Annotated in this window: 20 protein-coding genes; 16 read left to right on the top strand and 4 right to left on the bottom strand. The window is 46.4% G+C overall.

Annotated features, from left to right (window positions below; genetic code table 11):
• The first annotated feature begins 52 nt into the window (after positions 1 to 52).
• The 3 genes from secG to QUB63_RS12930 all read left to right on the top strand — a co-directional run bounded on the left by secG (position 53) and on the right by QUB63_RS12930 (position 1,825).
• Entirely contained in the window at positions 53 to 292 is a 240-nt protein-coding gene (gene secG, locus QUB63_RS12940; RefSeq protein WP_293130711.1) for a preprotein translocase subunit SecG, read from the top strand.
• Positions 293 to 417: 125 nt separating this feature from the next.
• Positions 418 to 1,167 carry a peptidase gene (locus tag QUB63_RS12935; RefSeq protein ID WP_442921764.1) on the top strand — a complete coding sequence of 250 codons (750 nt, stop codon included), beginning with the start codon at positions 418 to 420 and terminating at the stop codon, positions 1,165 to 1,167.
• A 232-nt stretch (positions 1,168 to 1,399) separates the two neighbouring features.
• On the top strand, positions 1,400 to 1,825 hold the full coding sequence (locus QUB63_RS12930) for a bis(5'-nucleosyl)-tetraphosphatase (RefSeq protein WP_332945578.1): 426 nt from the start codon (positions 1,400 to 1,402) through the stop codon (positions 1,823 to 1,825).
• Positions 1,826 to 2,009: 184 nt separating this feature from the next.
• On the opposite strand, the gene QUB63_RS12925 is transcribed toward QUB63_RS12930, so the two are convergent.
• The gene (locus QUB63_RS12925) at positions 2,010 to 2,522 is read right to left on the bottom strand and encodes a rhodanese-like domain-containing protein (protein WP_332945577.1); all 513 of its coding nucleotides are present in this window, start codon (positions 2,520 to 2,522) and stop codon (positions 2,010 to 2,012) included.
• Positions 2,523 to 2,918: 396 nt separating this feature from the next.
• Here QUB63_RS12925 and QUB63_RS12920 point away from each other — a divergent pair, with 396 nt between their 5' ends.
• Genes QUB63_RS12920 through QUB63_RS12910 form a run of 3 tightly spaced genes read left to right on the top strand, consistent with a single transcriptional unit; the run spans position 2,919 to position 7,140 of the window.
• A complete protein-coding gene (locus QUB63_RS12920) occupies positions 2,919 to 3,641 on the top strand; it encodes a hypothetical protein (RefSeq protein ID WP_332945576.1) in 723 nt (240 codons plus the stop codon).
• Positions 3,642 to 3,688: 47 nt separating this feature from the next.
• The gene (locus QUB63_RS12915; protein WP_332945575.1) at positions 3,689 to 5,668 is read left to right on the top strand and encodes an ATP-binding protein; all 1,980 of its coding nucleotides are present in this window, start codon (positions 3,689 to 3,691) and stop codon (positions 5,666 to 5,668) included.
• Positions 5,669 to 5,670: 2 nt separating this feature from the next.
• On the top strand, positions 5,671 to 7,140 hold the full coding sequence (locus tag QUB63_RS12910) for a DUF1802 family protein (protein ID WP_332945574.1): 1,470 nt from the start codon (positions 5,671 to 5,673) through the stop codon (positions 7,138 to 7,140).
• Positions 7,141 to 7,175: 35 nt separating this feature from the next.
• Here QUB63_RS12910 and QUB63_RS12905 read toward each other — a convergent pair whose 3' ends face one another.
• The 3 genes from QUB63_RS12905 to QUB63_RS12895 all read right to left on the bottom strand — a co-directional run bounded on the left by QUB63_RS12905 (position 7,176) and on the right by QUB63_RS12895 (position 12,169).
• Positions 7,176 to 7,892, bottom strand: coding sequence for a Uma2 family endonuclease (locus tag QUB63_RS12905; protein WP_332945573.1), 717 nt, complete (start codon positions 7,890 to 7,892; stop codon positions 7,176 to 7,178).
• 163 nt (positions 7,893 to 8,055) lie between these two features.
• Complete coding sequence (locus tag QUB63_RS12900) at positions 8,056 to 11,064, bottom strand: EAL domain-containing protein (RefSeq protein WP_332945572.1); 3,009 nt, start codon at positions 11,062 to 11,064, stop codon at positions 8,056 to 8,058.
• 271 nt (positions 11,065 to 11,335) lie between these two features.
• The gene (locus QUB63_RS12895) at positions 11,336 to 12,169 is read right to left on the bottom strand and encodes a prohibitin family protein (RefSeq protein WP_332945571.1); all 834 of its coding nucleotides are present in this window, start codon (positions 12,167 to 12,169) and stop codon (positions 11,336 to 11,338) included.
• An 810-nt stretch (positions 12,170 to 12,979) separates the two neighbouring features.
• Between QUB63_RS12895 and nfi the strand changes: the two genes are divergently transcribed.
• The 10 genes from nfi (at position 12,980) to QUB63_RS12845 (ending at position 24,774) form a co-directional block, all read left to right on the top strand.
• Positions 12,980 to 13,633 (top strand): deoxyribonuclease V, encoded by a 654-nt coding sequence (nfi, locus tag QUB63_RS12890; RefSeq protein ID WP_332945569.1) that lies wholly within the window; start codon positions 12,980 to 12,982, stop codon positions 13,631 to 13,633.
• 398 nt (positions 13,634 to 14,031) lie between these two features.
• Positions 14,032 to 14,319: a KGG domain-containing protein gene (locus QUB63_RS12885; protein ID WP_332945568.1), complete on the top strand. Its 288-nt coding sequence runs from the start codon at positions 14,032 to 14,034 to the stop codon at positions 14,317 to 14,319.
• A 436-nt stretch (positions 14,320 to 14,755) separates the two neighbouring features.
• Complete coding sequence (locus tag QUB63_RS12880; protein WP_332945567.1) at positions 14,756 to 15,286, top strand: FHA domain-containing protein; 531 nt, start codon at positions 14,756 to 14,758, stop codon at positions 15,284 to 15,286.
• A 655-nt stretch (positions 15,287 to 15,941) separates the two neighbouring features.
• The gene (locus QUB63_RS12875; RefSeq protein ID WP_332945565.1) at positions 15,942 to 17,945 is read left to right on the top strand and encodes an FHA domain-containing protein; all 2,004 of its coding nucleotides are present in this window, start codon (positions 15,942 to 15,944) and stop codon (positions 17,943 to 17,945) included.
• 159 nt (positions 17,946 to 18,104) lie between these two features.
• Complete coding sequence (locus QUB63_RS12870) at positions 18,105 to 18,533, top strand: hypothetical protein (protein WP_332945564.1); 429 nt, start codon at positions 18,105 to 18,107, stop codon at positions 18,531 to 18,533.
• 131 nt (positions 18,534 to 18,664) lie between these two features.
• Positions 18,665 to 19,849: a DNA cytosine methyltransferase gene (locus QUB63_RS12865; protein ID WP_332945562.1), complete on the top strand. Its 1,185-nt coding sequence runs from the start codon at positions 18,665 to 18,667 to the stop codon at positions 19,847 to 19,849.
• A 257-nt stretch (positions 19,850 to 20,106) separates the two neighbouring features.
• On the top strand, positions 20,107 to 21,447 hold the full coding sequence (miaB, locus tag QUB63_RS12860) for a tRNA (N6-isopentenyl adenosine(37)-C2)-methylthiotransferase MiaB (protein ID WP_332945561.1): 1,341 nt from the start codon (positions 20,107 to 20,109) through the stop codon (positions 21,445 to 21,447).
• A gap of 367 nt (positions 21,448 to 21,814) precedes the next feature.
• Entirely contained in the window at positions 21,815 to 22,228 is a 414-nt protein-coding gene (locus tag QUB63_RS12855; protein WP_332945560.1) for a hypothetical protein, read from the top strand.
• 142 nt (positions 22,229 to 22,370) lie between these two features.
• Positions 22,371 to 23,429: a D-alanine--D-alanine ligase family protein gene (locus QUB63_RS12850; RefSeq protein ID WP_332945559.1), complete on the top strand. Its 1,059-nt coding sequence runs from the start codon at positions 22,371 to 22,373 to the stop codon at positions 23,427 to 23,429.
• Positions 23,430 to 23,691: 262 nt separating this feature from the next.
• Positions 23,692 to 24,774, top strand: coding sequence for an AI-2E family transporter (locus tag QUB63_RS12845; RefSeq protein WP_332945558.1), 1,083 nt, complete (start codon positions 23,692 to 23,694; stop codon positions 24,772 to 24,774).
• Positions 24,775 to 25,176 lie beyond the last annotated feature (402 nt).

Genomic DNA, 25,176 nt, shown 5'->3' with positions numbered 1-25,176 from the left:
AATTTGATATGATGATGAATTACCGATTACTAATTACCAATTACCCCAGATTATGAATATTGTTTCTGTGTTACAAGTTATCTGGTCTTTGTCTGCTTTAGGACTTGTAGTTTTTGTGTTGCTGCACAGTCCTAAAGGCGATGGCATTGGAGGGATTGGCGGACAAGCTCAATTGTTTACCAGCGCCAAGAGTGCGGAAACGAGTCTGAACCGGATTACTTGGGGTTTGTCTATTGTTTTTATGGGTTTGACTATAATTTTGAGTGCTGGTTGGTTGACTCCTAAGTTGTAAGATTAGGATTATTAACCGCAAATGTAGGCGCTTCGCCTGGACGAAGGGTACGCAGATGAACGCAGATAAATTTGATAGAATTTGCATTCATCTGCGCTTATTTGTGTGTATCTGCGGTCATCAAAATGCGGTTGTGGAAAGTTAGGATAAAACCTCGATTGCTGGCAGGTTTGAGATTGGCTTTATGTTGTTTTAGCCTGATAATTTTAACTCAGGTTAATACTCGGGCGGCGAGTCTTTCTCTTTCTCCTCTCCCGAATACTTGGCCTTCTCCACAGGTTCACCCTTTGCCGCCAATGCTGGCAAATTGGCAAGATTCAACTGATAGCGGTGATTATTTCGATCGGGTTAAGCAACCGAGTGTGGGTCATTTGCTGTGGTCGAAGTTCCCCATTCGGGTTTATGTGGAGCGTCCCGCTGATGCGAATAAGTCTGAAGAATGGATAGCGGCTGTGTTGGGTGTTGTGCGGGAATGGGCGGTTTATTTGCCTTTGGAGGTGGTGGATAGTTCGGAGGTTGCTGATATTAGAATTTTACGTCAGGCTCCGCCTTTGCGTCAAGGGCTTTTGCGATCGCGCTCTGGGGAATCTACCTATGAGTTGTACAATCGTCGGGATGGGGATAAAACTGTTTTATCTCATCGGTTTTCGGTGTATTTGAATCCCAATCAAGTGGGTAAGTATGTTCCGGCGACGGCGCGGCACGAGTTGGGGCACGCTTTGGGAATTTGGGGCCACAGTTTGCTGGAAACTGATGTGCTTTATTTTTCTCAGGTGCGGAATCCTCCGGCTATTTCTGCGAGGGATGTTAATACTTTGAAGCGGGTTTATGAACAGCCTACTCGCTTGGGGTGGGAGTTTTCAGTTGACAGTTGACTGTTGACAGTTGACAGCTTGAGGACGACCTCTACCTAGAAGGAAGAGGATTGAAGTAATGAATAGTATTCTTTTAATTTCTCCGTCAAAGGCTTGGGGCTTTCAACCAATTCTTTCTGGTAAAAAGAGAGCGAAGAGACAGTCGGCGAATGGAATTCGCGACTACACAAACTTTCGTCCGCGCAACGCGAGACTGGAAAGAAGAGGATAATTAATAGGAAATAGCAGAAAAATGAAAGATGAATGTTTTGGAATTGTGCCGATTTTTGGGAAGGAAGCTGATAGTTTGTTTTTGTTAATTCAACATCAAGCTGGACATTGGGCGTTTCCGAAAGGTCACGCGAATCCCGGGGAATCTCCAGCGGAAACGGCTAGGCGGGAATTTGCAGAGGAAACTGGTATATCGGATTTTGAAATGCTGGATGAACCGAGCTTTACGGAACATTACTCTTTTGTTAAGGATGGGGAGCTGATTGAAAAGACTGTGACTTATTTTTTAGGCTTTGTTAATTCGATGGAGGTGGTTTTGCAAGTTGAGGAAGTTCAAAATTCTGCTTGGGTTTCTGCTGAGGAAGCTGTTAAGTTAATTACTTTTGATGCCAACCGCCTTATGTTCGGGGAGGTTAAGGCATTTTTAGATGGGAGGAAGGAAAGATAAGAGAAAAATAATATTAGTCATCAATTTTTTAGGAGGACTTCAGTCCTCTGATTTTGATGCGGACTGAAGTCCGAACGATCGAACCTGTTGTATTTGATTTGTCATTGAGAAACCCGGTAACTTTTGCGATACCGGGTTTTTTAAGTGTCAGATTTTTTTGGCGAATCGTGCCGCGAATCTGAGGTTATTTGTTCGTTTTCTGGGCTTTCGCGTGATGTTCCAAACGAGCGAAAACATTGTAGGCGGCGGGGCCGGGATTACCGTGTTCTAGAGCGCCGTCGATGGGGCCGTCGATGGCTTTCCAAGCAGGAATTCCGCCTTTGAGTTCGGCTACTTTTCTAAAGCCTGCTGCGCGGAGAAGATTGGCAGCTTCTGCCGTTTGTTCGTCGTTTTCGCCGTAGATGTAGATGTCGCGGACGGGTTCTAGGCTGGATTTTGCTCGCTCTACTACTTCGTCCATTGGCATCATTACGGCGCCGGTAATGTGGCTTTTGGTGAAGCTTTCAAAATCACGAGCGTCGATGATTGTGAGTCCGGGTTCGCCCCAATCTAAACGGGCTTTGAGGTCGTGGCTAGATGCTTGAGCTTTTAAACCAGGAGGGGTGGGAGTCAAATCGGGAAGTTTTTCTTTGATGTCGGAAATTTGGTCGGGAATATTTTTCATGGGTAAAATGTTGTTCAATGTTTTGATTGCCATTGCAATGTAACAAGATGTGTAGGTTCAATTCGTCTTTCTAAAGACTGAATATGGCATTGAACTAAAGTCGCAGTTAAGCTGGGTTGCGGGTGGTTTGCTAAGGTTGGGATCGCTATATTTGTTGAGGTTGCTAAGCTGTCCCAGACCCCGATCGGGATTGTTTTGATTGGAAAGTGCGATCGCTCTTATTGACTGTAGATATTTTGAAGTGCGATCGATCGTCCGACCCCGTATTTTATCAAATAATCACACTTTAGTCAATGCCAATTATTTTTAAATGAAATTTGCACAGGTTGTGCTCCGCCTCCGGCGCTATTTTGCTGAGAAGTTTAGATGTTTTTCAGCAAGATTTCTGGTAAAATTTGATACTAAGAACAAGTATTTAAAGGTATGGATATGTCTGAGACCAATGAAATTGCAGTGTCTAAAACTTTGACACCGGAAGAGCAAGCGGTTTGGGATGCGAAGGCGAAAGTTCGGGTATTGCTGAATTTGTGGGATTTGGGCGGCGGTCAGATTCCGGTTAAAAAGGGGGATTTGACTAAGCGGATTGTGCGGACTAATGAGACGAGTCAGAGATATCTGGGTGTGCTCGCCCAGTTGAAGGAAGCTGGGGCGATAAAGGAGTCGAACGAAAATCGGGTGACGCTGCTGGAGTTGAGTGCGAAGGGGAAAGAGGTTTTAGCGGATGGCCTGAAAAGTCCTGATTCTCTGTTTGAGTTTGATGGTTCTCAAATCGGTACTCGGCTGGGAAATGCTTTGTTGAAGTGGATTCGGCATCAGGATGGTGCGGCGAGTGTTGCGGTTGAGAAAGGGAAGGGGGATGTAGGGGCGATCGCCTCCTATGACGATTTTAAGGCTGTGGCGATCGATGTGTACGACAGCTTGAACCGGGATTATAACTTAGACGATTTAGTGCCGATTTATCGGATGCGACGGGCGATCGGGGAAAGGGTAGGGCGATCGGAGTTCAATGAGTGGCTGTTGGAAATGCAGGCTAATGACATTTTTCAGCTAATGGCAGGAGAAACGCAAGACATCACCGCAGATAAACGTGAAGACTCAATCACCATTCCTGGTGGTGCATTGCGTTACTACGCCAAGCGTTTGAATTCATAAAATTGCCCTCAATCTTTTTGTAGTTCGTTACCTCACACCCGATCGCTATGAACAATATAGAAGTTTCTCCGATAGAAGCCCTCAATGCTGCAATCCAAAATCACAATCCCTTTAGCAAAGCTGGAATTGTCAAAGAACAAGATATTTGGGGAAAAGGGTTCCCCGATATTCCCACTCTAAATGCTCACGCTTCCGATGCCATTTTTCAGGCAGTTGAAAAAGTACAGACAAGTCAATCCAGTCAAGAAAAGGTGACTTCACTGGTATTAACTGCTCAACAGGGAGTGGGAAAAAGCCACATTTTAAGTCGCACCCGCCGCAGACTAGAAAGCAATGGTGGTGCTTTGTTCGTTTATGCCAGTGTTAATAATTACACCGACTTAAACTTGATAAAATACCAATTTCAGCAAACTTTAGCTAACAGTTTGAGCCACACAGGTAGCCAAAGTGTCATGCAATGGCAGGAAATAGCGGCAGCAATGGCAAACGAAGGTTTCAAAGCCATTAATTCTGCTACACCAAATCTTTCTCCTCAAGAACTTCTCGATCGATTTGACAGAGTGTGTGCTAGTTGGGCAACAAAAAATAAAAACTTAATGAACACCCTAACTAAGCAAGTTCTCAAAACAAAATCCAAGGCAGATCCTTATATTGTTCGAGCTGTTTTGTGGACGCTATCAGAAGCTGAAACACCTTTTGCTATCAAATGGTTGTCGGGTGAAGAGTTAGATAAATCTAAAGCTGAGGAACTAGGATTGCCGGCTAATTCCGGCAAAACTAATCAGGACAGAGAAGCAGAATCTTTGAATAATGTCCAGCAAATTTTAAATTTGGTGAGTTACTACAGTCCTGTAATCATTTGTTTTGATGAAATAGATGTAAATACAAATTGTAGAGATGATGGCTTGACAACACCGCAGGTAATTGCCGATCTAGTTAAGCGTTTGTACGATACTCTCGAACACTCAGAACTAGGTCAAGGTTTGGTTGTTATCACAGTAATGATGCCTTATACTTGGACAGACACGGTTAACGTAATGTCTGGCGGTATACCCGATCGAGTCTCAACATACACGCAGCGAAAACCAATCGATTTAAAATACTTGAATGGCGATTCTTTAGTCGATTTAGTCCAGTTATGGTTGCAAGATTTTTATCAGGTCAGAAATTTAAACCCTCCTCATCCGGTCTACCCATTTGAGGAAAGTCAACTGAGAGAATATGGCAGAGGTAAGCCAACGGTACGGGAAGCTTTGACATGGTGTGCCGAGAATTTTCAAGTTTTTATGCCTCCAATACCTGAACTTCCAGAAGATCCTGTTGAGCGGTTTGAGTTTGCTTTTAACAAGGAACTTGAGGCAGACATGGGAGAGGATATGGAGGATAATTCCACAATTGCTAAGGCTATTTACTTTGGCTTTGAAACCTTGAAAGGTCAGACGGTGGACAAGGTAACAATTGATGATATTACCGCAGAGATTAAGCCAAAGGCAAAAAATGCGGGTTGGATTGGATTCAAGATAATTGGTACCGAAAACGGAAGAGCTATCAAGATTGGTGTTGCAATTATCCAATCTTCTCAATCTGAATTAGTTGCTGCATTAAAGCGATTAATTGATTATCAAACATTTGATTTGACGCGCGGTTGTTTAGTCCGTTCCCAAGCAAAAATAGAGAACATCAAGAAAACTTCTAAAGCCTACAAGCTACTAGAACAACTCGTATCAGTAGAAAAGGGCGGTGAGGTGGTGTATTTGATTGAAGAGCAAATAAAACCGCTGATGGCTGTCCGTGCTGTTTGTAAAAAATGCCGAGATTATAATTTAACAGAAGACCAGGTTTTTGATTTCATATCTCAGAAGCAGCTCACTTTTGAGAATCTTTTACTGCGGGAAATTTTGAGCGATCCCTCCGGTGAAATGCCTGTGGTTGACGATGAAGATGAAAGCCTACTTTTAGAAGACATTTTCAACCCTCCCAGCAGTGATGATACAGATGATGGGGATCTAAGTGACCTATTTAGTTAACCATGAGCAAATCAATTTTGCTTCAAACAGCTCTGGCTTTACCAAATCCAGATATTGAGGCTTTAATCCAAGGACGAATGATTGCAGCTATGCCTCGGATGTTTCTGAATCCGGGGCGGACATTTGCTTTGTATCCAGCCAATTTGTCGGTTGATTTGCTATCTGGCGATCGATATTATCGATCGCATTTTTTGCCTGTTGCTCAAAAGGCACTTGCTCAGTTAGATTCAGATAAAGTTTCGATCAAAGCTTGGGCGAGGTGCGAATTGTGCCAAATGCTCAACGATTCTGAATCATTAGAGGCTTTGTCGCAGTTAACAGTCTGGAAAACAGAGGCATTACAGCAAATTATCCAGCAGCGTCCTTTTATTTTTGTAGCTTACCTGCGGGTTTATTTGCTACATCAGCCGCTTGAAATGCCAGTGCAGCATAGCAGCAATTTTGTATCTTTGCCAAAATCCCTAACTGTTACTGATTCAACGCCTGTGTTGAGCGAGTCTATCTTTGCTAAACGCCGTCAAAAGCTGGAAAAACTAGAGCCGCCAGAACATCCAGAATTGGAAGAGTTGCAAAGTGCATTAGTGCATTTATCCACCACCAACCCAAACGCCAAACAACTAGACGCAGAACTCAAAACGTTTCTCGGTTGGTCGGAAAAATCACCAACAACACAATCCGATCCAGATTTAGCTTGGATTAAAACAATTTCACAAATCGGCAACTCTAGCGACGGTAATGGCTTTGAGAAATTAGTCCGCAAGAGTTTTCTCAAGCTAGGTTTCAGAAATTCTAACCACAAACCTGAGGCCAGTCTCGATCCCGAATCAACCGGGGGCGCTGGCGGATTAGATTTCTACTGTGAAACTCCTTATCAGGTAGTGGGAGAATGCAAAGCTACCAAAAGTGAAACTGTAGCTGATGGAACGCCAGCGCAACTTATCAAGTTAGGACACAAGCATCTTCAGGAACAATACAACTGCTGTATTAAGATAATTATGGCTGCTGGCCAGTTAAATAGACACGCTAACAAAACTGCTATCGGAAACCACATGAATGTCATTCGCCCTGAAACATTGCAAAGACTTGTTGAACTGAAAGCTAAACACCCAGGCTCTGTTAATTTACTAGACTTAAAACCGTGTTTAGAGCAAGAGCCGTTTGGTGAAAATGCTGATGTTAAAGTTAATCGTTATATTGACCAAGTTTTGGGTAATATTAAATTGCGATCGCAAATCGTACAAGCAGTCAAACAACTTTGCGATTCAGATAGCGAGTTTCCCACGGTTGTTGAGATTAAAGTTCAATACAATGCTAAATTTGCCACGGATTTTAAGCTAACATACCAATCAGTACACGATTTGACGATAGAACTTTCTTCACCTTTGACGGGTTATTTAGGACGGCGAGAAAAGGGAAATGATGCGGAGGGCGATCGCTTTTATTTCCTGCGCGACTTGCCGCTAGATGATTGAGATGCGTCAAGGGCGATCGTACTTTATCCAATTTCCTACACAGAATCAGGATCTACGCCCAATTCCCGCAGCCTCGCCGCCAATCTTTCAGCCTTCTGCAATCGCGCTTGTTCTTCCTTAATCAACCCTTCCACCAATGGCGGACATAATATTTCATTGACTGATAATCTCAGATTGGGAAATACTACAGATACCATTTCCTCACCCGGCAAGTAATCTACCTGTGCATAACTCTCTTCACCTTCGGGAAATGCTGCGACTCGCACTCGCTGTCTGTTTTCTGCCGGGTCAACAATCACATATTCCGGCACGTTAGCTTGTTCGTATTCGGTGCGTTTAAGTACATAATCTGCCCGCCGATCTTGGCTGACCACTTCTATTACTAATAATGGTGTTTCATCAAAGTCAAGGATGCCGGAACCCGGTCTTGCAAGAGCTTGTTGCCATAAACTTTCTGTGCAGACAACTACATCGGGAATGCGAGATGTCGCATCTTCTGTTCTGACTCCTACAGAAGTTTTTACTACTAAATCGAGATTGTTTTCAGCTAGATAACGCTGCAATTTGTAAACCCAATATTCGCAGATGCTTGTATGTAATGCGCTAGCCGTTGCCATTGGTATTAATTTGCCTCTGTACAGTTCATATTTTACATCGTCCTTGCTTTGATAAACTTTGTATTCTTCAAAAGTTAATGTGGGCGAAGTATCGAGCTGTTTTTCTTCGGCTGCTGGCACAACAGATTGAGACATATATTTTTACCTATCTCGATAGTTTGCTATTCTACTAAATTTTAATTTTAACACTCAAGACATTGGTTACGAAAAGATCGATCGCCCTTATCAACTCTCGAACCAGCGCACGCCGCCAGAGTTTTAATATTTTTCAAGATACAAACTAAATATTTGGTTCAGTTCACCATTTGGGCGATCGACGTAATAAGGCTGTAGCAGCCTCGCTGTCGAGAGGTCTAGAGAAAAAGTACCCCTGACCGTACTCGCAGCCGATCGCCCGCAGTTGAGCCAATTGCACGGCGGTTTCGACACCTTCTGCGACTACCTCCATCCCCAAACTGCGGGCCAGCATGACGATCGCCCGCACGATTTCCAAATTCTCGCCTGCGGCTCCGATGCGACTGACAAAAGAGCGATCGACCTTCAAAATATTAATCGGGAATTTGTGCAAATAACTCAGAGACGAATAACCCGTACCGAAATCATCAATGCACAGCCCAATCCCCAACTCCCTCAACTGCGAAAGCATGGCCGCCGCCGCTTCCCCATCTTCCATCACCACAGTCTCAGTAATCTCCAACTTCAAACAGCGAGCGTCAACACCCGTTTCCTGCAAAACCTGCTTAATTTGCTCGATCGACTCCGGTTCCGAAAACTGCCTTCCGGAAAGATTTACTGCGACTGTCAGCGGCGAATTTCCCGCAGGTAAGTTCAAACTCTGCCACTGAAGAATTTGGCGGCAGCTTTCGTTCAACACCCACAAACCCAAAGGCATAATTAACCCTGTTTCCTCTGCCATTGCAATAAATTCCATCGGGGAAACTAAACCCCGTTCCGGGTGCAGCCAGCGCACCAGCGCCTCAAATCCGATAACTGAGCCGCTTTTCAAACAAACGATCGGCTGATAATAAACAGTAAAAGGACATTCCAATTTAGGAGGATCAAATTGCGATTTCAGACGCTCCAAATTCCAGTCTATTTCGCAGAACGGCGAGTTTTCCACCGCCTCCCCACCTGCGAAATCCACTATCGAATACTTCAAATTCAGTTCATCAATCGACTCCCGCAAATCGTGTTCCAAGTGCATCAAAGCCACAGCCCGAGTGTGCATTGCACTCGTAAACACTTCGTAGCGAGCTTTACCGAGAGCTTTGGCCCGGTACATGGCAATATCAGCATCGCGCAAAATATCTCCCGGCCACTGATATTTGTCGGTGCTCAAAGCAATGCCGATGCTAGCAGTAATTAAAACTTTATGACCTTCCAAATAAAGCGGTCGTTCGATCGCCCTGAGAATTTGCTTGGCTTGGGCGATCGCCTCATCAACACCTTGAATTTCCTCCAGCAAAATCACAAACTCATCTCCCCCCAGACGAGCCGCCGTATCTCCGGGGCGCAAACAAGTCAACAGACGGCGAGCCACAGCCACCAACAGCCGATCGCCCGTGCGGTGTCCCTGAGAGTCATTAATCACCTTAAACCTGTCCAAATCCAGAAACAGCACCGCAAACTGATAGCTCGGATGCCGTTGGACGCGGGCAAAAGCTTGCCCCAACCTGTCAGTCAGCAAAGCGCGGTTCGGCAACTCCGTCAGCGCGTCGTGCAAAGCATCGTGCAACAATTGGTCTTCAGCCACCTTGCGCTCAGTCACGTCGTGACAGTTGACGACAATTCCCCGCACCGAAGGTTCGGCAAGCAAATTCGTCGCCACCGCTTCCAACACGCACCAGAAACCGTCCTTGTGCCGCACTCGGTATTCCGCCAATCCCAAGCCAACTCTCGGCATTTGGATGACACCTTTGAACACTTGATCCACCATCGGCAATTCATCGGGGTGAATCAAGTCAAATACAGAGCGGCCGAGCACTTCCGCCGTCGGGTAGCCCAAAATCCGCTCTTGGGAAGGAGAGACATAGCGGCAAAAGCCTTTCTCGTCGAGAATTACAATAATGTCTCTAGCATTTTCAATCAGCGATCGAAAACGCTTCTCGCTTTGCCGCAGCTCTTGTTCCGTGCGCTTGCGGTCGGTAATGTCGGTATTCATGTAAATCAGACCGACAATTTTCCCTGTGGGGTCTTTAATAGCATCGGCCCGCAGCAGCACTTGCAAAATTTTGCCGCTTTTAGTGCGGTTGGTAATTTCGCCCGACCAAGAATAACCCCGGGCGATCGTGTCGAGTACCTCCCTGGCGACTGCGGGGTCAGCAAAAACTGCCGGTATACCTCCAGCTCGTTTAAATTCCTGTGGGGTTTCCCATTCAAATAGCTGAGAAAACGCTTGATTTTGATAGATGTGAGTGCCGTTGGCATCGCTGATGCCGATCGCGTCGCTGGAACTTTCCACCGCCTTGCGAGTCAGCACCAGAGCTTCTTCGGCCCGCTTGCGCTCGGTAATGTCAATCCCTACCAGACAAGCTGCGTTGCCCCGATCGTACTTTTGAGCCACAATCAAATAGTGTGCCGCCGACTGTCCGCCGTCGGTTTTCACCTTAGCGCTGAGTTCTTTAACCGTTTCCGTAGCGTCGCCGGCAAAAAACTCCACCACAAAAGAGTGAAAATCCGAGCTCACGCCCAGAAAACCGATATCTTGACCGACAAAGGCCGAGGGTAACAAACCGTGCAGTTTGGCTAAGTGGCGGTTGACGCCCAAATAGCGCAAATCCGAGCTAATCCAAGATACTATGCCCGGAACTGCTTCCAAAATCGTTTGCAGTTGGTCGTTCGCTTGCTGCAACGCTTCCTGCACTTCTATGCGTTCGGATAAGTCTGCCTGGGTTCCGACGAAGTGAGTCAAATTACCGCTGTCGTCTCGCAGGGGAGATAGCGACAATTTGTTCCAAAAAGGAGTGCCGTCTTTGCGGTAATTTTTGATTGTCACCTGCAATGGTAGACCTTGGCGCAAGGCTTCGCGGATCTTAGCTACCGTAGTGCGATCGGTATCGGGGCCTTGCAAAAATCGGCAGTTGCGCCCCAAGATTTCGCGGGAGCGGTAACCTGTGATCCGTTCAAAGGAAGGATTGCAATAAATTATGGGACAGTCGGGCGCATTGGCGTCAACAATGACAATCCCGCTGCTAGTAGCTGCCAAGGCTCGATCGCGGAGCCACACTGCTTCTGACGCAGTATGGCGATCGGCTGCGTCCCCCACTTCACCTAAATTATAAATTGACTGGTTATCCCGATTTCCCATCAGCCAAACTTTCAAGCAAACCTTTGCAATTTCGGAGTTGTTTCTTACTTTAACGTTTTTCAGGACTCGCGAACGTACATTGTATCTTGACCTTTAACTAAGCGGGATTTCAAGTTACTTGTTAGCTGTATTTTCAGCGCTTGCGGCGCCGGCATTTACAAAAAGCGCATTGTGACTGCCAAGAGTGAAAAACCCTCAATTTCTCTCCCCCTCTCCCCGTCTCCCCCTCTCCCCGAATCCCCGCGCTCCCTCAATCAAGATGCGCAGCAGCTTATTTACCAGGAGTCGCCGTTTGACCGATAGGAGGGGCAATATTAATCAGCGGTAGAGCCCCGCCTCCTCCCATTACTGTCGGAAACTGGCCGTTCCATTTGTCAATCGCTTGCTGCTGCAAAATTTCTGGAGTTAAAGTTTGCCGCTGCAAGCGCTGAGCTTCAGCTTGCCCTTTAGCCCGGTTAATTTGGGCTTGAGCGTCTTGGGTTGCTTTTTTAACTGTAAATTCTGCTTGTTTGGCTTCTTGTTCTGCTATCTGTTTGGCTTCGATCGCTTTGCTAAATTCTGGAGAAAACCCAAAGTTTACCAAGGATACATCTCTGATGATGATGCCGTAAGGTGCCAAGCGATTTTTTAGAGAGTTATCAATTTCACTTTTGAGTTCTGTGCGTTGAGTAATAATTTGTTCGGCTGTTTTTTTAGAAGTTGCTGCTTTGAGCACTTCCGAAATTGCCGGACTAAGAATGCTATTGACAATTTGTTCTTCGTCTCCTACTTGCTGAAAAACTTGGTTGACTTTGGCCGGGTCTATGTTCCAGTTAATTGCCAAGTCTGTACTAACTTTTTGCAAGTCTTTGGATGCTGCATCTGCTTTGAGGTCTGTTTTTTGCACCCGCACGCTCAGGGTTTTGACAGAAGTGACGATCGGAAAAATCGGGTGGATGCCTTCATCTAAAATCGCGTTATCTACCTTGCCGAAGCGCATCATCACGCCGCGTTCCCCGGCGCCGACGATGGCAAAAGGTCTTAAAATTAAGGCGGCGATGATGAAGACGATGCCACCGACGGTGTAGAGAGCTAAGTTGTACCGAACACTTTGGATGGTTCTCATATGTTAATTCAGCTATTTTGTGTTACGGGATGTTAGTTTTAGTTGCGGTCTTATCTAAAATTATAACTTCATGTTAATGGTGCAACAATTCATAAATTCATTGATTGATTTTCATAAAAGTCATATAATTTTGAGGGTATGAGAGCCTCTCAACTGCAAAAAATATACAATTCCTGTTAGAGCGACGATCTGCTATGAACAATGGCACTTGTACCAGGCCCAGATGATTGATGAATAAATGTTTCAATATCTGGACAAATGGGAGGATTTCAGATATAGAAGTGAATTGAAAGCTCGATCGCTCTCTCTACAAGCTGGATGGCACTCTGAACTCAAAAGCTTTTGGGAAAGCTAAAAAATCAGGCTCGAACAGGTAATTTTTGTTAATTTTTAGAGAAAAATTGCAGGTGGGCGCAGGTGAAACCTTTGCAGGTTGGTGCAAGCACCAGCGAAAGATAGAATTTCACTTTACAACGGCGTACAGACTCTATTTGTATAGCAACCGCCAGGCCGGTTAGAACGTTCTTAATTACTGAACTGCTTTTCTTCCTTCTTCCTTCTTCACGCTTGACTTCTTCCTTCTTCCTTCGGTCAACTGTCAACTGTCAACTGTCAACTGTCAACTCTTCCTTCTTCCTTCAACATCTGCTAGAGAATGGGCCTCGACCCACCTTACTCAAGCCTCCCGAGTATAAAAAAAGACTCCTTGCCCAAGTTGGGAATTTATAGCGACAAATGATAAAAATCCGAGTTTAGAAATGCCGCAAAATAAGTTAAACTTAGATGAGAACGGTTGAAGAAAGATATCTAATGTTGCAGCGACACCCTTGGCCGCAGACAATTGAAGAGGCGATCGCCATTCAAGAAGAACTCCGGTCAGAGGTAATTACCGAAACTCAACTGGAGACAGTTCGGTACGTCGCAGGCGTAGATGTCGGCTACGACAGTGCAGACAGCGTATCGCTGGCTGCTGTCACAGTTCTGAGCTTTCCCGACTTGCAATTACAGCAGCAGGCGGTGGTTCGCAGTCCTACAGCTTTTCCTTACATTCCCGGTTTCTTGTCTTTTCGAGAAGTGCCGGCAGTCCTCGACGCTTTAGACAAGATCAGTTTGAGACCAGACTTGATCTTGTGCGACGGTCAAGGAGTAGCTCATCCCCGCAGGTTCGGTCTTGCCTGCCATTTGGGCGTTTTGACAGGAATTGCGACGATCGGAGTTGCCAAAACTAGATTTATCGGAGAACATTCAGAAGTAGGTTTCGAGCGGGGCTGTTGGCAGCCCTTGCAGCAGGAGGGATCAACCGTAGGCGCAGCGCTAAGGACGCAAACAGGGGTAAAACCGATTTATGTATCGATCGGTCATAGGGTAAACTTGATCGAGGCGATCGAGTACGTCCTGCGCTGCACCCCGAGATATCGCTTGCCAGAAACAACTCGATCGGCAGACCAACTAACATCGGGATAACTGGCAGGCCCGATCGTCGGCAAAAAAATGAAAAGTCAAAAGACAAAAAAGCATCCCTCTTTGGACTTTGAATTTTTGAGGTGTCGCCGCCCTGTCGAAAAATCCTCTGAGTGTATCGCCAATCAGCTTTCGGTTCCATCCTTCCAGCGAACTAAAGAATGACTATACCTGAGAAAGAGGTATAAAAGTTGGGGGATTTGTAGAATGATTGAAAGACAGTAATCAGCTTAAACATTGGCGGCTTTAACTACAGTACCCGGGCGTGAACTATGTTTAGTTCACATTTGTAAATTATCCAACAGTCATCCTGCGACTGAAACCAAAAGTTTACATTCGTCAGATGACGTTGCATAATTTACCGTCTGAGCTCTCACCACGGGCTGGGAGTCCCAACGACAGTGCCTGGTGAAGGCGCGATCGAGCTAAAAAATCAGAAAACAAACAAGGAGACAGTCATGGCTGAGAAAAGCAAACGCGGATTCGCATCTATGGACGCAGAAAAACAGCGCGCAATTGCCAGCAAAGGCGGAAAAGCTGCACACGCGAAAGGAACTGCACACGAATTTACTTCGGAAGAAGCCAGAGAAGCTGGTCAAAAAGGCGGCGAAGCTGTCAGCAGAAATCGCGAACACATGGCTCAAATTGGTCGCGAAGGCGGCCGCAAAAGCCGCAAAAGCGAAGCTTAACTCTGTTGTGACAAATTCACACAGTGACTGAAATATCCTTACTGCGGGATTCTTAAGAAGTTATGAAGCTGTCTTGAGGGTCAACAAGTTTGCGGGCTAGACAAGCTTGCAAACACCAGTCTGTCTCTCAACAAAAGCCAATCCGATCGCAAAAAGCCCCGACTTCGGGGCTTTTTTCTTTGGTAACACCAATTATTTTCTCAGAGGAATACAGTTAGCGATCGCACGCCGATCCCAGAAACCAAGTTTCTTTGTAGATTTCTCGTGACCCAAGAGCAAAACTCCCAGAAACCCGGTTTCTTTGTAGATTTCTCGTGACCCAAGAGCAAAACTCCTAGAAACCGGGTTTCTTGGTCCAGGCGCGTGGGCCCAGAAACTGTCCGAAGAGTTGATATAAATAAGTAAGATTTTTATATATTTCAGGAATAATAGAATCATGACAAACCAGCTCAATTTAACATGGACAGAGGCTGGGGTGCGTCAAACTCAGACGATTCAAAACGGACAGCCGAGCAAAAATCCGGGAACCGTGAGACTCGGGCGCGATCGGGAAAAGTGCGATATAGTATTTTCGCATGAGAGCGTATCGGGGTTGCACGTCGAAATATTTTTTAATCAAGAATTGCAGGAGTATGCAGTGCGGAATTTGCGCCCCAGCAATCCGCCGCTGGTAGACGGAAAAATTCTCGCCCAAGGCGAAGCAACATTAAAATCCGACAGCCGCATCCATTTAGGCCAAGTGGAAATCGAGGTGGTAAAGGTGACACAGGTGCAGGTAGCCGCGCCGCTGACTGTTTTGCTCTCAGGGCCTGGGGTTCAAAGTTGCTCCCCGCCGACTCCGCCTTCAACCTACGGTTTGCAGTGTCCCAAGTGCAGCCGCGTTTCGCCTTATTCGCAGTTGAGTGCGGGGTGTCCGTGGTGCGGTACTTCTTTGGCGGCGGCGGTGAGTGTGGTGCTCTCGGAGTGAGGGGAGAGAAAAAGCCAAACTCGGGCGATCGTCAGTCGATTTTCCATTTTTCGATTTTCCATTTTTCGATTTACTTGCAGCGCCGTGAATCTGGGAGATTGAACTGGAGTCTAAAATTTTTGAATCTCGACGGCGAGTGTCGGAAACTTGTATCGGTTTTTGGGCGATCGTCGGATTTTCGATCCCACGATCGCCGATGCTAGGATCGTACCCTTTCCCCCAGGTAATTTTCCCTTCTTGAGACTTCTAGACGGCATTCAATCCAACATCTCAAATATCAGGGGTAAGGTGCACCATCAGCAGGCCACACTTAAATATCGGCGCCTGGGCCTTACTAAACCGGGTTTCTGGAGAAAATATCGGGCTTAACAACCAGAAATCTACGGAGTTTCGGGTTTCTAGCTCCCTATCCGTCTAGAACTATTAAAGTTTTTGATATAGCGCAAAAGAGTGTAAGTGAGGTATTCACCAATTCATTAACAATTCCTCAATCCCCGAATCTAAAATCTCCAATCGAAAAATGGAAAATCTCAACCTGTACCTCATGTACCTGAGAAATGCTATATAAGCCCTTATCTCAAATCACATCTTTCAAATTCAAAAATCTTTTTTCGCAGAAAGCTCAAAGCCGACGGCTGATGTTTAAAAAATCATAATGAATCCTCAACCCTTGCGCCTGCGACTGACTTGGAAAGATACAGCTACGGGGGATTGTCGCTCCCCGATACTCGAATTGCCGATGGCTTTAGGACGAATTTTTGAAGCTATGCCCGCCACTATCAACGGCGAGCGGGTTTCTCGAATTCCCCTCAAAAGCAGTCAAGTGTCTCGGTTTCACGCTGTGATTGCCACCGAAGGCGACAGTATCGTAGTTACTGACACCGGCAGCCGCAACGGTACTTTTGTCAACGGCATCCGCCAAACGCGGTGCGTGCTGGCAAACGGGGATATGCTGCAAATCGGGCCCTACAAGATAGCCATTTCATTTGCTGTTAATTCCACAGAAACTCAGTCTGTCAATTCTCACATTTTCTTTAACCCGCAGACCAATGGGCCAGACCCCGCGCTGGGGCAGCAAATCGTGTCGCCGCTTCCTCAAACACCTAGTAAGGGAGAATTTCCGCCGATCGCATTTTTGCAGGCGAATCAAGTGACAATGCGATCGCTCCAATCTATGGGACTCCCTGTTGAAGAAATTGATTGGGCTGCGGTTGGCGGCGGTTTGGGCAGCTTGATTTGGGTGGATTTGCTGAGAATTTGCGGGGTGAAGGTCGATCGAATTGCCGTTCTGGGCATGGAAGAGCAGCCCTACGCCCGCTACCGGCGTTTGTGCCTGAATTCTCAAATTCCGCTGCGGGAACGCCTGCGATCGAATTCTGACTCGTGTCCAGACAACATTTGGGGCTGGCCTCCCTATGCTGTGCGGGAAGCTTGGCAGGAATTGCTCAAAGGACGGTTGGGAGTATCGCTGATGTTGATGTGGCAGGTGTTTGCGGAACCGACTTTTGCCGAAACTTATACGCCGCGCGCCGGGAATGTGTTTGATTCTATTGACAGGGAAACTGTGCGTATCGGGTGGAATCAGATGTTTCGCTACGGGAGAGTGCGGGCAATTCGCAAGACAGATGACGGCAGGTACGCGATCGCTTATTCTCGATCGAATGCCGATCGTCGCGACCACGCTTTTTTAATCGCCAAATACGTACACTTAGCCACCGGCTATCCCGCCATTCAATTTTTGCCCGACTTGCAAGAATACCGCGAAAAAACCCAGGATTTTGAGTCGGTTGTCAACGCTTACGAAAGCCACGACGGCGTTTACGAAAAGTTGGAGGCGAGGGGCGGCAGCGTGTTAATTCGAGGGCGGGGAATAGTGGCTTCGCGGGTGGTGCAGCGACTTTACGAAGCGCGGCAGCGGAACCGCAACATTCAAGTATTGCATTTGATGCGATCGGCCAAACCTCAAGGTAACAAATTCGATCGGGCCGTGCGACAAGTCGAAAATCACTATGAATTTCAACCGTTCAACTGGCCCAAAGCCTGCTGGGGCGGGGAACTGCGCGTACTTTTGGAAAATGCCAAACCAGAATTTCGCCCGCAGTTGCTGACAGACTGGGGCGGCACTACCACAGCGCAGCGCAGCGACTGGCGGCGCATTGTCAAAGAAGGTTTAAGTCAAGGATGGTATCAAATTACCTTCGGCGAAGTCGAGCGAGTCGAGCGCGACAGTCAAAACCGCACGGTGACGTACATTCGGGAGAAGGAACTTAAAGGGCAAATTAAGTTAGAAGCTGATTTTATTATTGACGCTACTGGTTTGGACGCTAAGGTAAAAACCAGTCCCCTGCTAGACGATTTGGTAGTTCAATACAATCTGCCCCTCAACAGTTTGGGGCGGTTGAGCGTCAACAACGATTTTGAAGTTCCCGAATTGCGCAACACTTCCTCTCTTCACCCAGAAGGGCGGGTGTACACAGCGGGCGCGATTACTTTGGGCGGCCCTTACGCGCCCGTAGACAGCTTTTTGGGCTTGCAATACGCCGCCCTGCGTTCCGTTGAAAGTCTGGCAGCTAACGGAGCTCCGGGTGTCGGGAAATTGAGCGTTTGGCGATCGTTCGTGCAGTGGTTGAAGTGGATTTTAAATCAATCTCCCGGCTAAATTGAAGAAGTTCGGCAACGGATTTTTTAACGGATTTAACGGAGGTAAAATAGCTTCGCATTCAATCTAAATTCTCAAATCTCAATTCAAAATATAAAATTATTCGCATTCAATCTCAAATACCCAATCTAAAATCCAAAATCCCAAATCTAAAATCGAATGACCCCCACCTTATCCGGCCGCTGGCAAACTCGGTTGCTGCTATTTGCCACCGCAGGCGTTTTAGTAACCCTGCCATTTTTTTTTGGTTTAATCACCTCCACATCTGGCGCAATTTTTTTCTTAATTTTAGGCTATGTAGCCATTTTTGGCATCGGCTGGGATGTTTTATATATCTACATCCAGAAATTTCGCTGGGATCGAGATTGGCCGGGCGCATTTCAATTGATCGCCGGGATTTGGGAAGCACTATTTGTGTTATTTTTAATCAAAACTATCGGTTTGCCGGGGATACCGCGAGAAGATTTTGACTTGGCAGCTTTTGCATTGCATTACAGTTTAGTGTGGCTGGCTATTTATCTGGCATCGCAAACGCTGATGCGGATTTTCTTTCCCTACTGGCGTTTCCGAGGCGGTCAATGGTTGTAATAATACCTGTAGGGGCGGGTTTTACAGACAATCTGTGCCTAAGACCAATAATCTCATAAACCCGCCCCGGCCATTCTACCAATTACCAATTACCAATTCCCTTTTTCCCAATTCCCAATTCCCGATTCCCCATGCCCGATTCCCCATGCCCAATTCCCCATCCCTCCGCTTCGCTCCGCCCAATTCCCTGTATATTCTCCTTTTTTTCCGGTTCGGGATTCCTTGACCTCGGTTTTGAATTAAGTGGGTTTCATGTAGTCTATGTCAATGAAATTTTCCCACCTTTCATGCAAGCATACCGCTATTCTCGGCAGTGCCTGAATTTGCCGCTACCAGAATACGGATACTGCGAAGGAGAGGAAGCAGATGTAACTCAACTTGTAGGGGGAAAACCAGCTTTTCGCCTGCGGGAATTGATGCAGGATGCCCGCAAGCGTCACGATATTGTGGGATTTATCGCGGGGCCGCCTTGTCCTGACTTTTCTGTTGGCGGCAAAAACCGAGGTCAGGAAGGAGATAAAGGCAAACTTTCAGCTTCGTACATTGAATTGATTTGCCAGCAGCAGCCGGATTTATTTTTGTTTGAAAATGTCAAAGGTTTGTGGAGAACTAAAAAACATAAAGCTTTTTACGACGAACTAAAGCATAAGTTGGCTGATGCGGGATATATTTTTGTGGAACGTTTAATAAATGCGATCGAATACGGCGTACCGCAGGATAGAGACCGAATTATTTTGATTGGCTTTAGAAAAAATACGCTCAAAAATCTGGGCATTTCCCTAGATGAAAAAAGCCTGATGTTACCAGAAAGTTTATTTCCTTGGCAAAGTCAGATATTATATCCCAAATTAGAAGTCTTTTCTCTTCCTTGGCCTCAGAGAAATGCCTTTGCAGGCGATGGTTTCTTTCCTTGTCCTGATGGCATTCCCCAAGAGTTGACGGTTGAGTTTTGGTTCCAAAAAAATGACGTTCTCAACCATCCCAATGCTGAACATTATTTTCAACCGAGAGCAGGGATTAAAAGGTTTGCTGAGGTCGAGGAGGGAGACGATTCAAGAAAATCTTTTAAGCGCCTGCACCGCTGGCGTTATTCGCCGACTGCTTGTTACGGCAATAACGAAGTTCACTTGCACCCTTACAAAGTTCGCAGGCTTTCTGTTGCAGAAACACTTGCCGTTCAGTCACTGCCAAAAGAGTTTGCGCTGCCGGATAATATGACGCTGACTAATATGTTTAAAACTGTTGGGAATGGGGTTCCTTATTTGGCTTCCCAGGCTATTGCTAAAACAATTTTTAATTTTTTATATATAAAATAAATAGATAAATAAGCGCAAAAGTATCTCAGAAACCCGGTTTCTTGCTAGATTTGTCGTGACCAATCCCAAAACTCGTAGAAACCGGGTTTCTAGCCCCCCGTAACAGTTAATCGTCGCGCCTCACACACGCTAGAGATTGGTGAACGCGGTTTTTTAAATGAACTAAGAAAAAGAAAAATTCACAAATGGTTTAGACTTGTTATATAATAGTTGGTTAAGGTTGAAAACCTAGATTTTTTATTTGCCTGCAATTCGCCATGACCGTTAAACCCCGCCGCTATCACATTACCACGTTCGGATGCCAGATGAATAAAGCCGACTCGGAACGGATGGCCGGCATTCTCGAAAATATGGGCTTTGAGTTCTCGGAAGACCCGAACGACGCTAGCTTGATTCTCTACAATACTTGCACGATTCGCGACAATGCCGAACAAAGAGTTTATTCTAACCTGGGAAGGCAAGCTCACCGCAAGCGCAAAGAACCGGGTTTAACTTTAGTTGTAGCTGGATGCGTGGCGCAGCAGGAAGGTGAGGCGCTGCTGCGGAGAGTGCCGGAATTAGATTTAGTAATGGGCCCGCAACACGCTAACCGACTTGAAGATTTGCTGGAAGAAGTTTTTCAGGGTAATCAAGTTGTGGCGACTGAAGCTGTGGAGATTATGGAGGATATTACTAAGCCTCGCCGTGACAGCAAGGTGACTGCTTGGGTGAATGTAATTTACGGCTGCAACGAACGCTGCACTTATTGTGTTGTGCCGAATGTTCGCGGGGTTGAACAGTCGCGAATTCCGGAGGCAATTCGCGCTGAAATGGAGGAGTTGGGCCGTCAAGGTTACAAGGAGGTGACTTTGTTGGGGCAGAATATTGATGCTTACGGTCGCGATTTGCCGGGGACAAAACCGGATGGCAGCCACCAGCATACTTTGACGGATTTGCTTTATTTTGTGCAGGATGTTCCGGGCGTGGAGCGCCTCAGATTTGCTACTAGCCACCCGCGCTATTTTAATGAAAGATTGATTAAGGCTTGTGCGGAATTACCGCAAGTTTGCGAACATTTTCATGTGCCTTTTCAGTCTGGAGATAATGATGTTTTGAAGGCGATGTCTCGGGGTTACACTCAGGAGAAATACCGCCGGATTATTGAGAGGATTCGCAGTTATATGCCGGATGCTTCGATTACGGCTGATGCGATTGTGGGCTTTCCCGGGGAGACGGAGGCGCAGTTTGAGAAGACTCTGAAGTTGATCGAAGATGTTGGTTTCGATTTGGTGAATACTGCTGCTTATTCGCCTCGCCCGGGGACGCCGGCTGCTTTGTGGGAAAATCAGTTGAGTGAGGAGGTGAAAGCCGATCGCCTGCAACGCATCAATCATGTCGTGACTGCAACTGCTATGGATCGATCGCAGCGCTATTTCGGACGCACTGAGGAGGTTTTGGTGGAAGTCCAGAATCTCAAAGATCCAACTCAGGTGATGGGGCGCACTCGCGGCAATCGCCTCACATTTTTTAAGGGCGATATTGCACAATTGGCTGGGCAAATTGTGCGTGTTAAAATTACAGATATTCGCGCTTTTAGTTTGACTGGAGAAAGAGTTTAAATAGTTCTTTGAGTTCCCAATCCCCGTAAGGACACGGCACTCCCTCCGCTACGCTTCGCCCATAGGTGTCAACTTAGCATTAAATTTGCAGTCCGGCAGGGGTTTAAACCCCTGCCTCAAAGCTGAAGTCCTCTCAAAGAGGACTAATAGACATCTCCTAAGTAGAGTCTGTGTGTAAGTCCTATAATTTATTCAGTCCTCTTTGAGAGGACTTTCGCTTTGAGACAGGGAATTAATTCCCTGGCGGACTGCGGGCAAGCGCGTTAAGTTGACACCAATAGGCTTGGCCTTAGTCCCTACAAAAGCTCTATACCTCACATACCTGAAAAGTTCTGACTATAATTGGAATAAAGAGAGTTTAAATAACATGACACAAAATTCTGAATTTTACACGCAAAAATCAACTCCGCAAACAACTCCTCAAGCTGAATTGCCGCAGCCAAACGAACGGGGAGAGTATCCAAGAACTTCTCACCGATATTGGGAAGCCGCAAATTCAGACCCGAAGGGTGTTAAATGTCGCATGGGCCCGCATTCTATTGAGGAAATAGAAGACCCGGGGAGCAAGGTAAATTTAAATATTGGCAGTTGGCCTGTTGTTGGTACTTTGAAACCAGGCCAGAATTTTGAAATCTATCTCGGCCCTAGCGGATTGGGGGTTTTGTACGACGCGCAACATAAACCTTGGTTTTTTGTTGAAAAAAGTGAGGGTACTGGCGGGCCGAGTAATTGTTTTGTTGAGGCTCGCAGCAGTTTTGTGAAACCAATACAGCCCAAGTAGCTCTCCTCTGATGAGAGCGCAAGTTTTGCCAGTTTTCGAGCTTGTTTAATTATCCTGAATTCTCGCTTGCTGTTGAATACTTCCTGTTCTAGCTGGGCTAACTGCGTGTATATTTGTCAAAAAGTATCGGGAGTATGGAAAAATGACGAAGATGCGGATCGGGTTACTCTTCGGCGGGCGATCGGGCGAACACGAAGTCTCTATTAGTTCGGCGCGGGCGATCGCCCGGGCCCTCGCTGCTGACGAAAATACCTCTAAATACGAAGTTTTGCCCTTTTATATCCAAAAAGACGGCCGCTGGCTGTCGGGAACGTTACCCCAGCAAGTCTTAGCCGCCGGCAAACCTCTGGAAATAGAGTCACAACCAGGAGAAGCTTGGCAGTTTCCTAATTTTAATGGCGTAGATGTTTGGTTCCCAGTTTTGCACGGGCCCAACGGCGAAGACGGTACGGTGCAAGGGTTGCTGAAATTATTGCAAGTTCCTTTTGTCGGTTCCGGGGTTTTGGGATCGGCGGTGGGAATGGATAAAATTGCGATGAAAATGGCTTTTGCTCGCGCCCTTTTGCCGCAGGTAAAATACATCGCTGTCAACCGTTCCGAAATCTGGTCTAATCCTTGCGTTTTCCCGAAACTGTGCGACAAAATTGAAGCTGAGTTGGGCTATCCTTGCTTTATCAAACCAGCGAATTTGGGCTCTTCTGTGGGAATTTCTAAGGCTCGATCGCGCGCCGAACTAGAAGCAGCTCTCGACAGCGCGGCCAGCTACGACAGGCGGATTATTGTGGAAGCTGGTGTGGTTGCTAGAGAATTAGAATGTGCTGTTTTGGGCAACGACAACCCCAAAGCTTCAACGGTGGGAGAAATTACTTTTCAAAGCGATTTCTACGACTATGAAACTAAATATACCGAGGGACAAGCCCAGTGGTCAATCCCGGCAAAAGTCAGCAGCGCGATCGTCTCGCAAATCCAAGAAATGGCAGTGCAAGCATTTTTAGCGATAGATGCCGCCGGTTTAGCGCGGGTAGACTTTTTCTACGTTGAATCAACCGGAGAAGTTTTGATTAACGAAATTAACACTTTCCCTGGCTTTACAGCTACCAGTATGTATCCTCAAATGTGGGCACATGATGGTATTTCTTTCCCCGAATTAGCAGACCGTTTAATTCAATTAGCTCTCGAACGGCACGGGGAAAAAGCTTGAATTGAGAGCGTCTAACTACTTTTGTACCAACCGCAAAAAATAAGTTATTCCGCAGGTAATATATCCATAGCAGCGGAAACGAGATAACATGGTTCTGGCAGGCATTGCCTGCCGGCAGACCTATTTCCGATTCGGGTCGAGCAACTGGGAATTTTCAGCAGCATGGTATAAATAAATGCTCAATAAAATAGTTAACAGAAAACGGCGAATAGCAGCGTCAATCTCGCATCGTGCATCTCAATTTTTAACTCGGTTAACTTAGATGAGACGTTTCACTCAACTGCCGCAGTGGTGGACTTACGGACTGTTATTTCCTCTAGCGGTACTCAACTGCTGGTTAGCCCTCCTAGTCTTTGAGTATTTTCGCGCTCTGATTACAGTTTTGATAATCGCTACAGTGTTCTCTTTTTTGCTAGATTATCCTGTGCGCTTTCTGCGGAGATACGGCTTGAAGCGCGATCGCGCAGTTTTGTCAGTATTGTTCGTAACTTTACTGGTATTGGTAGTTTTAGGTGTGACTCTGGCTCCGATTCTGCTGAACCAAATCACTGAACTGGCGACTCGATTGCCGACTTGGATAGTTTCTGGTACAGAACAGATTGAAGCGTTCCACAAGTGGGCGGAAAATCGCCGTCTGCCCATTGATGTTAGCGGTTTGACTACTCAATTGAGCGATCGACTTTCAGCTCAATTGCAGTCTCTCACCGGCGAAATCCTCAAATTTGGCTTGGGTGCGGCAGACAGTCTGTTGAATTTCCTGCTGACAATAGTTCTGACATTCTACTTGCTATTGCACGGCGATCGCCTGTGGGAAGGCTTGTTTAAGTGGTTTCCCTCCAAGCTGAGCCTGCAATTGCGCCAGTTGCTGGCGCGCAGCTTCCACAACTACTTCGTCGGACAAGCAACTTTGGCGGGTTTGATGGGACTGTCGATGACTGTGGCTTTTTTAATTTTGCGAGTTCCCTTCGGGCTGCTGTTCGGTTTGGGTGTGGGTGTCATGACGATGATTCCCTTCGGGGCACCTTTCAGTATTTGCGTTGTCAGTTTGCTGATCGTATTAAACAACTTTTGGCTCGGCGTCACAGTTTTAGCTGTCGCTACAGTAATCGAGCAAGTAATTGAAAGCGGGGTTGCTCCTCGGTTATTAGGCGGTTTTATTGGTCTCAATCCTGTGTGGATTTTAGTGTCGCTGCTAGTGGGGGTTAAGGTGGCTGGAGTACCAGGTTTGATAGTTGCTGTGCCGATGGCCGGTTTTATTAAGAATACGGTTGATACTTGGGAAACTTTAAGGAATAAGTCGAGGGAAATTGATGCGGTTAGTTCTCTAGAAGCTACGGAGCAATAATACTATTTTAGATTTGAGATTGAAAAATTGGGAATGATATCGCAGCCTGTAAAATAACCCTTATCAGGTTCGTAGTGAGGACTGAAGTCCTCAGAAAATTATCAGGACTTCAGTCCTCACTACGAACGAATTAGATTGCGGTCGTGACCGCTGATCTCATAAGACTGATTCCATGAAGATTTCTTCCGAGAAAATGCGGAATATCCGGGCGGACTACCGTAGTCTGTATTATCGCATTTAGGCGGCAATTCGCCAGTGCTAGCCCAGAGCGATCGCACTTACAAGCTAAAATCTACAATTGGCCTGCGACAGCCCGGTTTTTACTCCACCCTGTAGGGTAAATCCCACCAGTCAAGCACAGCTCACAAATGCTTGAATTAAAATAAAGAACCTTTGTTCTGA

This window comes from Microcoleus sp. ARI1-B5, from assembly GCF_036705795.1.
GTDB lineage: Bacteria > Cyanobacteriota > Cyanobacteriia > Cyanobacteriales > Microcoleaceae > Microcoleus.
This window is presented reverse-complemented; position numbering and strand designations above follow the sequence as displayed.

Coding starts and splice junctions, on each gene's coding strand:
- QUB63_RS12865 (WP_332945562.1), top strand. CDS start 18,665: ATGCCCGATTCCCCATGCCCAATTCCCCATCCCTCCGCTTCGCTCCGC.
- QUB63_RS12880 (WP_332945567.1), top strand. CDS start 14,756: ATGACAAACCAGCTCAATTTAACATGGACAGAGGCTGGGGTGCGTCAA.
- QUB63_RS12930 (WP_332945578.1), top strand. CDS start 1,400: ATGAAAGATGAATGTTTTGGAATTGTGCCGATTTTTGGGAAGGAAGCT.
- QUB63_RS12920 (WP_332945576.1), top strand. CDS start 2,919: ATGTCTGAGACCAATGAAATTGCAGTGTCTAAAACTTTGACACCGGAA.
- QUB63_RS12900 (WP_332945572.1), bottom strand. CDS start 11,064: ATGGGAAATCGGGATAACCAGTCAATTTATAATTTAGGTGAAGTGGGG.
- QUB63_RS12850 (WP_332945559.1), top strand. CDS start 22,371: ATGACGAAGATGCGGATCGGGTTACTCTTCGGCGGGCGATCGGGCGAA.
- QUB63_RS12845 (WP_332945558.1), top strand. CDS start 23,692: ATGAGACGTTTCACTCAACTGCCGCAGTGGTGGACTTACGGACTGTTA.
- QUB63_RS12910 (WP_332945574.1), top strand. CDS start 5,671: ATGAGCAAATCAATTTTGCTTCAAACAGCTCTGGCTTTACCAAATCCA.
- QUB63_RS12855 (WP_332945560.1), top strand. CDS start 21,815: ATGACACAAAATTCTGAATTTTACACGCAAAAATCAACTCCGCAAACA.
- QUB63_RS12905 (WP_332945573.1), bottom strand. CDS start 7,892: ATGTCTCAATCTGTTGTGCCAGCAGCCGAAGAAAAACAGCTCGATACT.
- QUB63_RS12925 (WP_332945577.1), bottom strand. CDS start 2,522: ATGGCAATCAAAACATTGAACAACATTTTACCCATGAAAAATATTCCC.
- QUB63_RS12915 (WP_332945575.1), top strand. CDS start 3,689: ATGAACAATATAGAAGTTTCTCCGATAGAAGCCCTCAATGCTGCAATC.
- miaB (WP_332945561.1), top strand. CDS start 20,107: ATGACCGTTAAACCCCGCCGCTATCACATTACCACGTTCGGATGCCAG.
- nfi (WP_332945569.1), top strand. CDS start 12,980: ATGTTGCAGCGACACCCTTGGCCGCAGACAATTGAAGAGGCGATCGCC.
- QUB63_RS12935 (WP_442921764.1), top strand. CDS start 418: ATGCGGTTGTGGAAAGTTAGGATAAAACCTCGATTGCTGGCAGGTTTG.
- QUB63_RS12870 (WP_332945564.1), top strand. CDS start 18,105: ATGACCCCCACCTTATCCGGCCGCTGGCAAACTCGGTTGCTGCTATTT.
- QUB63_RS12875 (WP_332945565.1), top strand. CDS start 15,942: ATGAATCCTCAACCCTTGCGCCTGCGACTGACTTGGAAAGATACAGCT.
- QUB63_RS12895 (WP_332945571.1), bottom strand. CDS start 12,169: ATGAGAACCATCCAAAGTGTTCGGTACAACTTAGCTCTCTACACCGTC.
- secG (WP_293130711.1), top strand. CDS start 53: ATGAATATTGTTTCTGTGTTACAAGTTATCTGGTCTTTGTCTGCTTTA.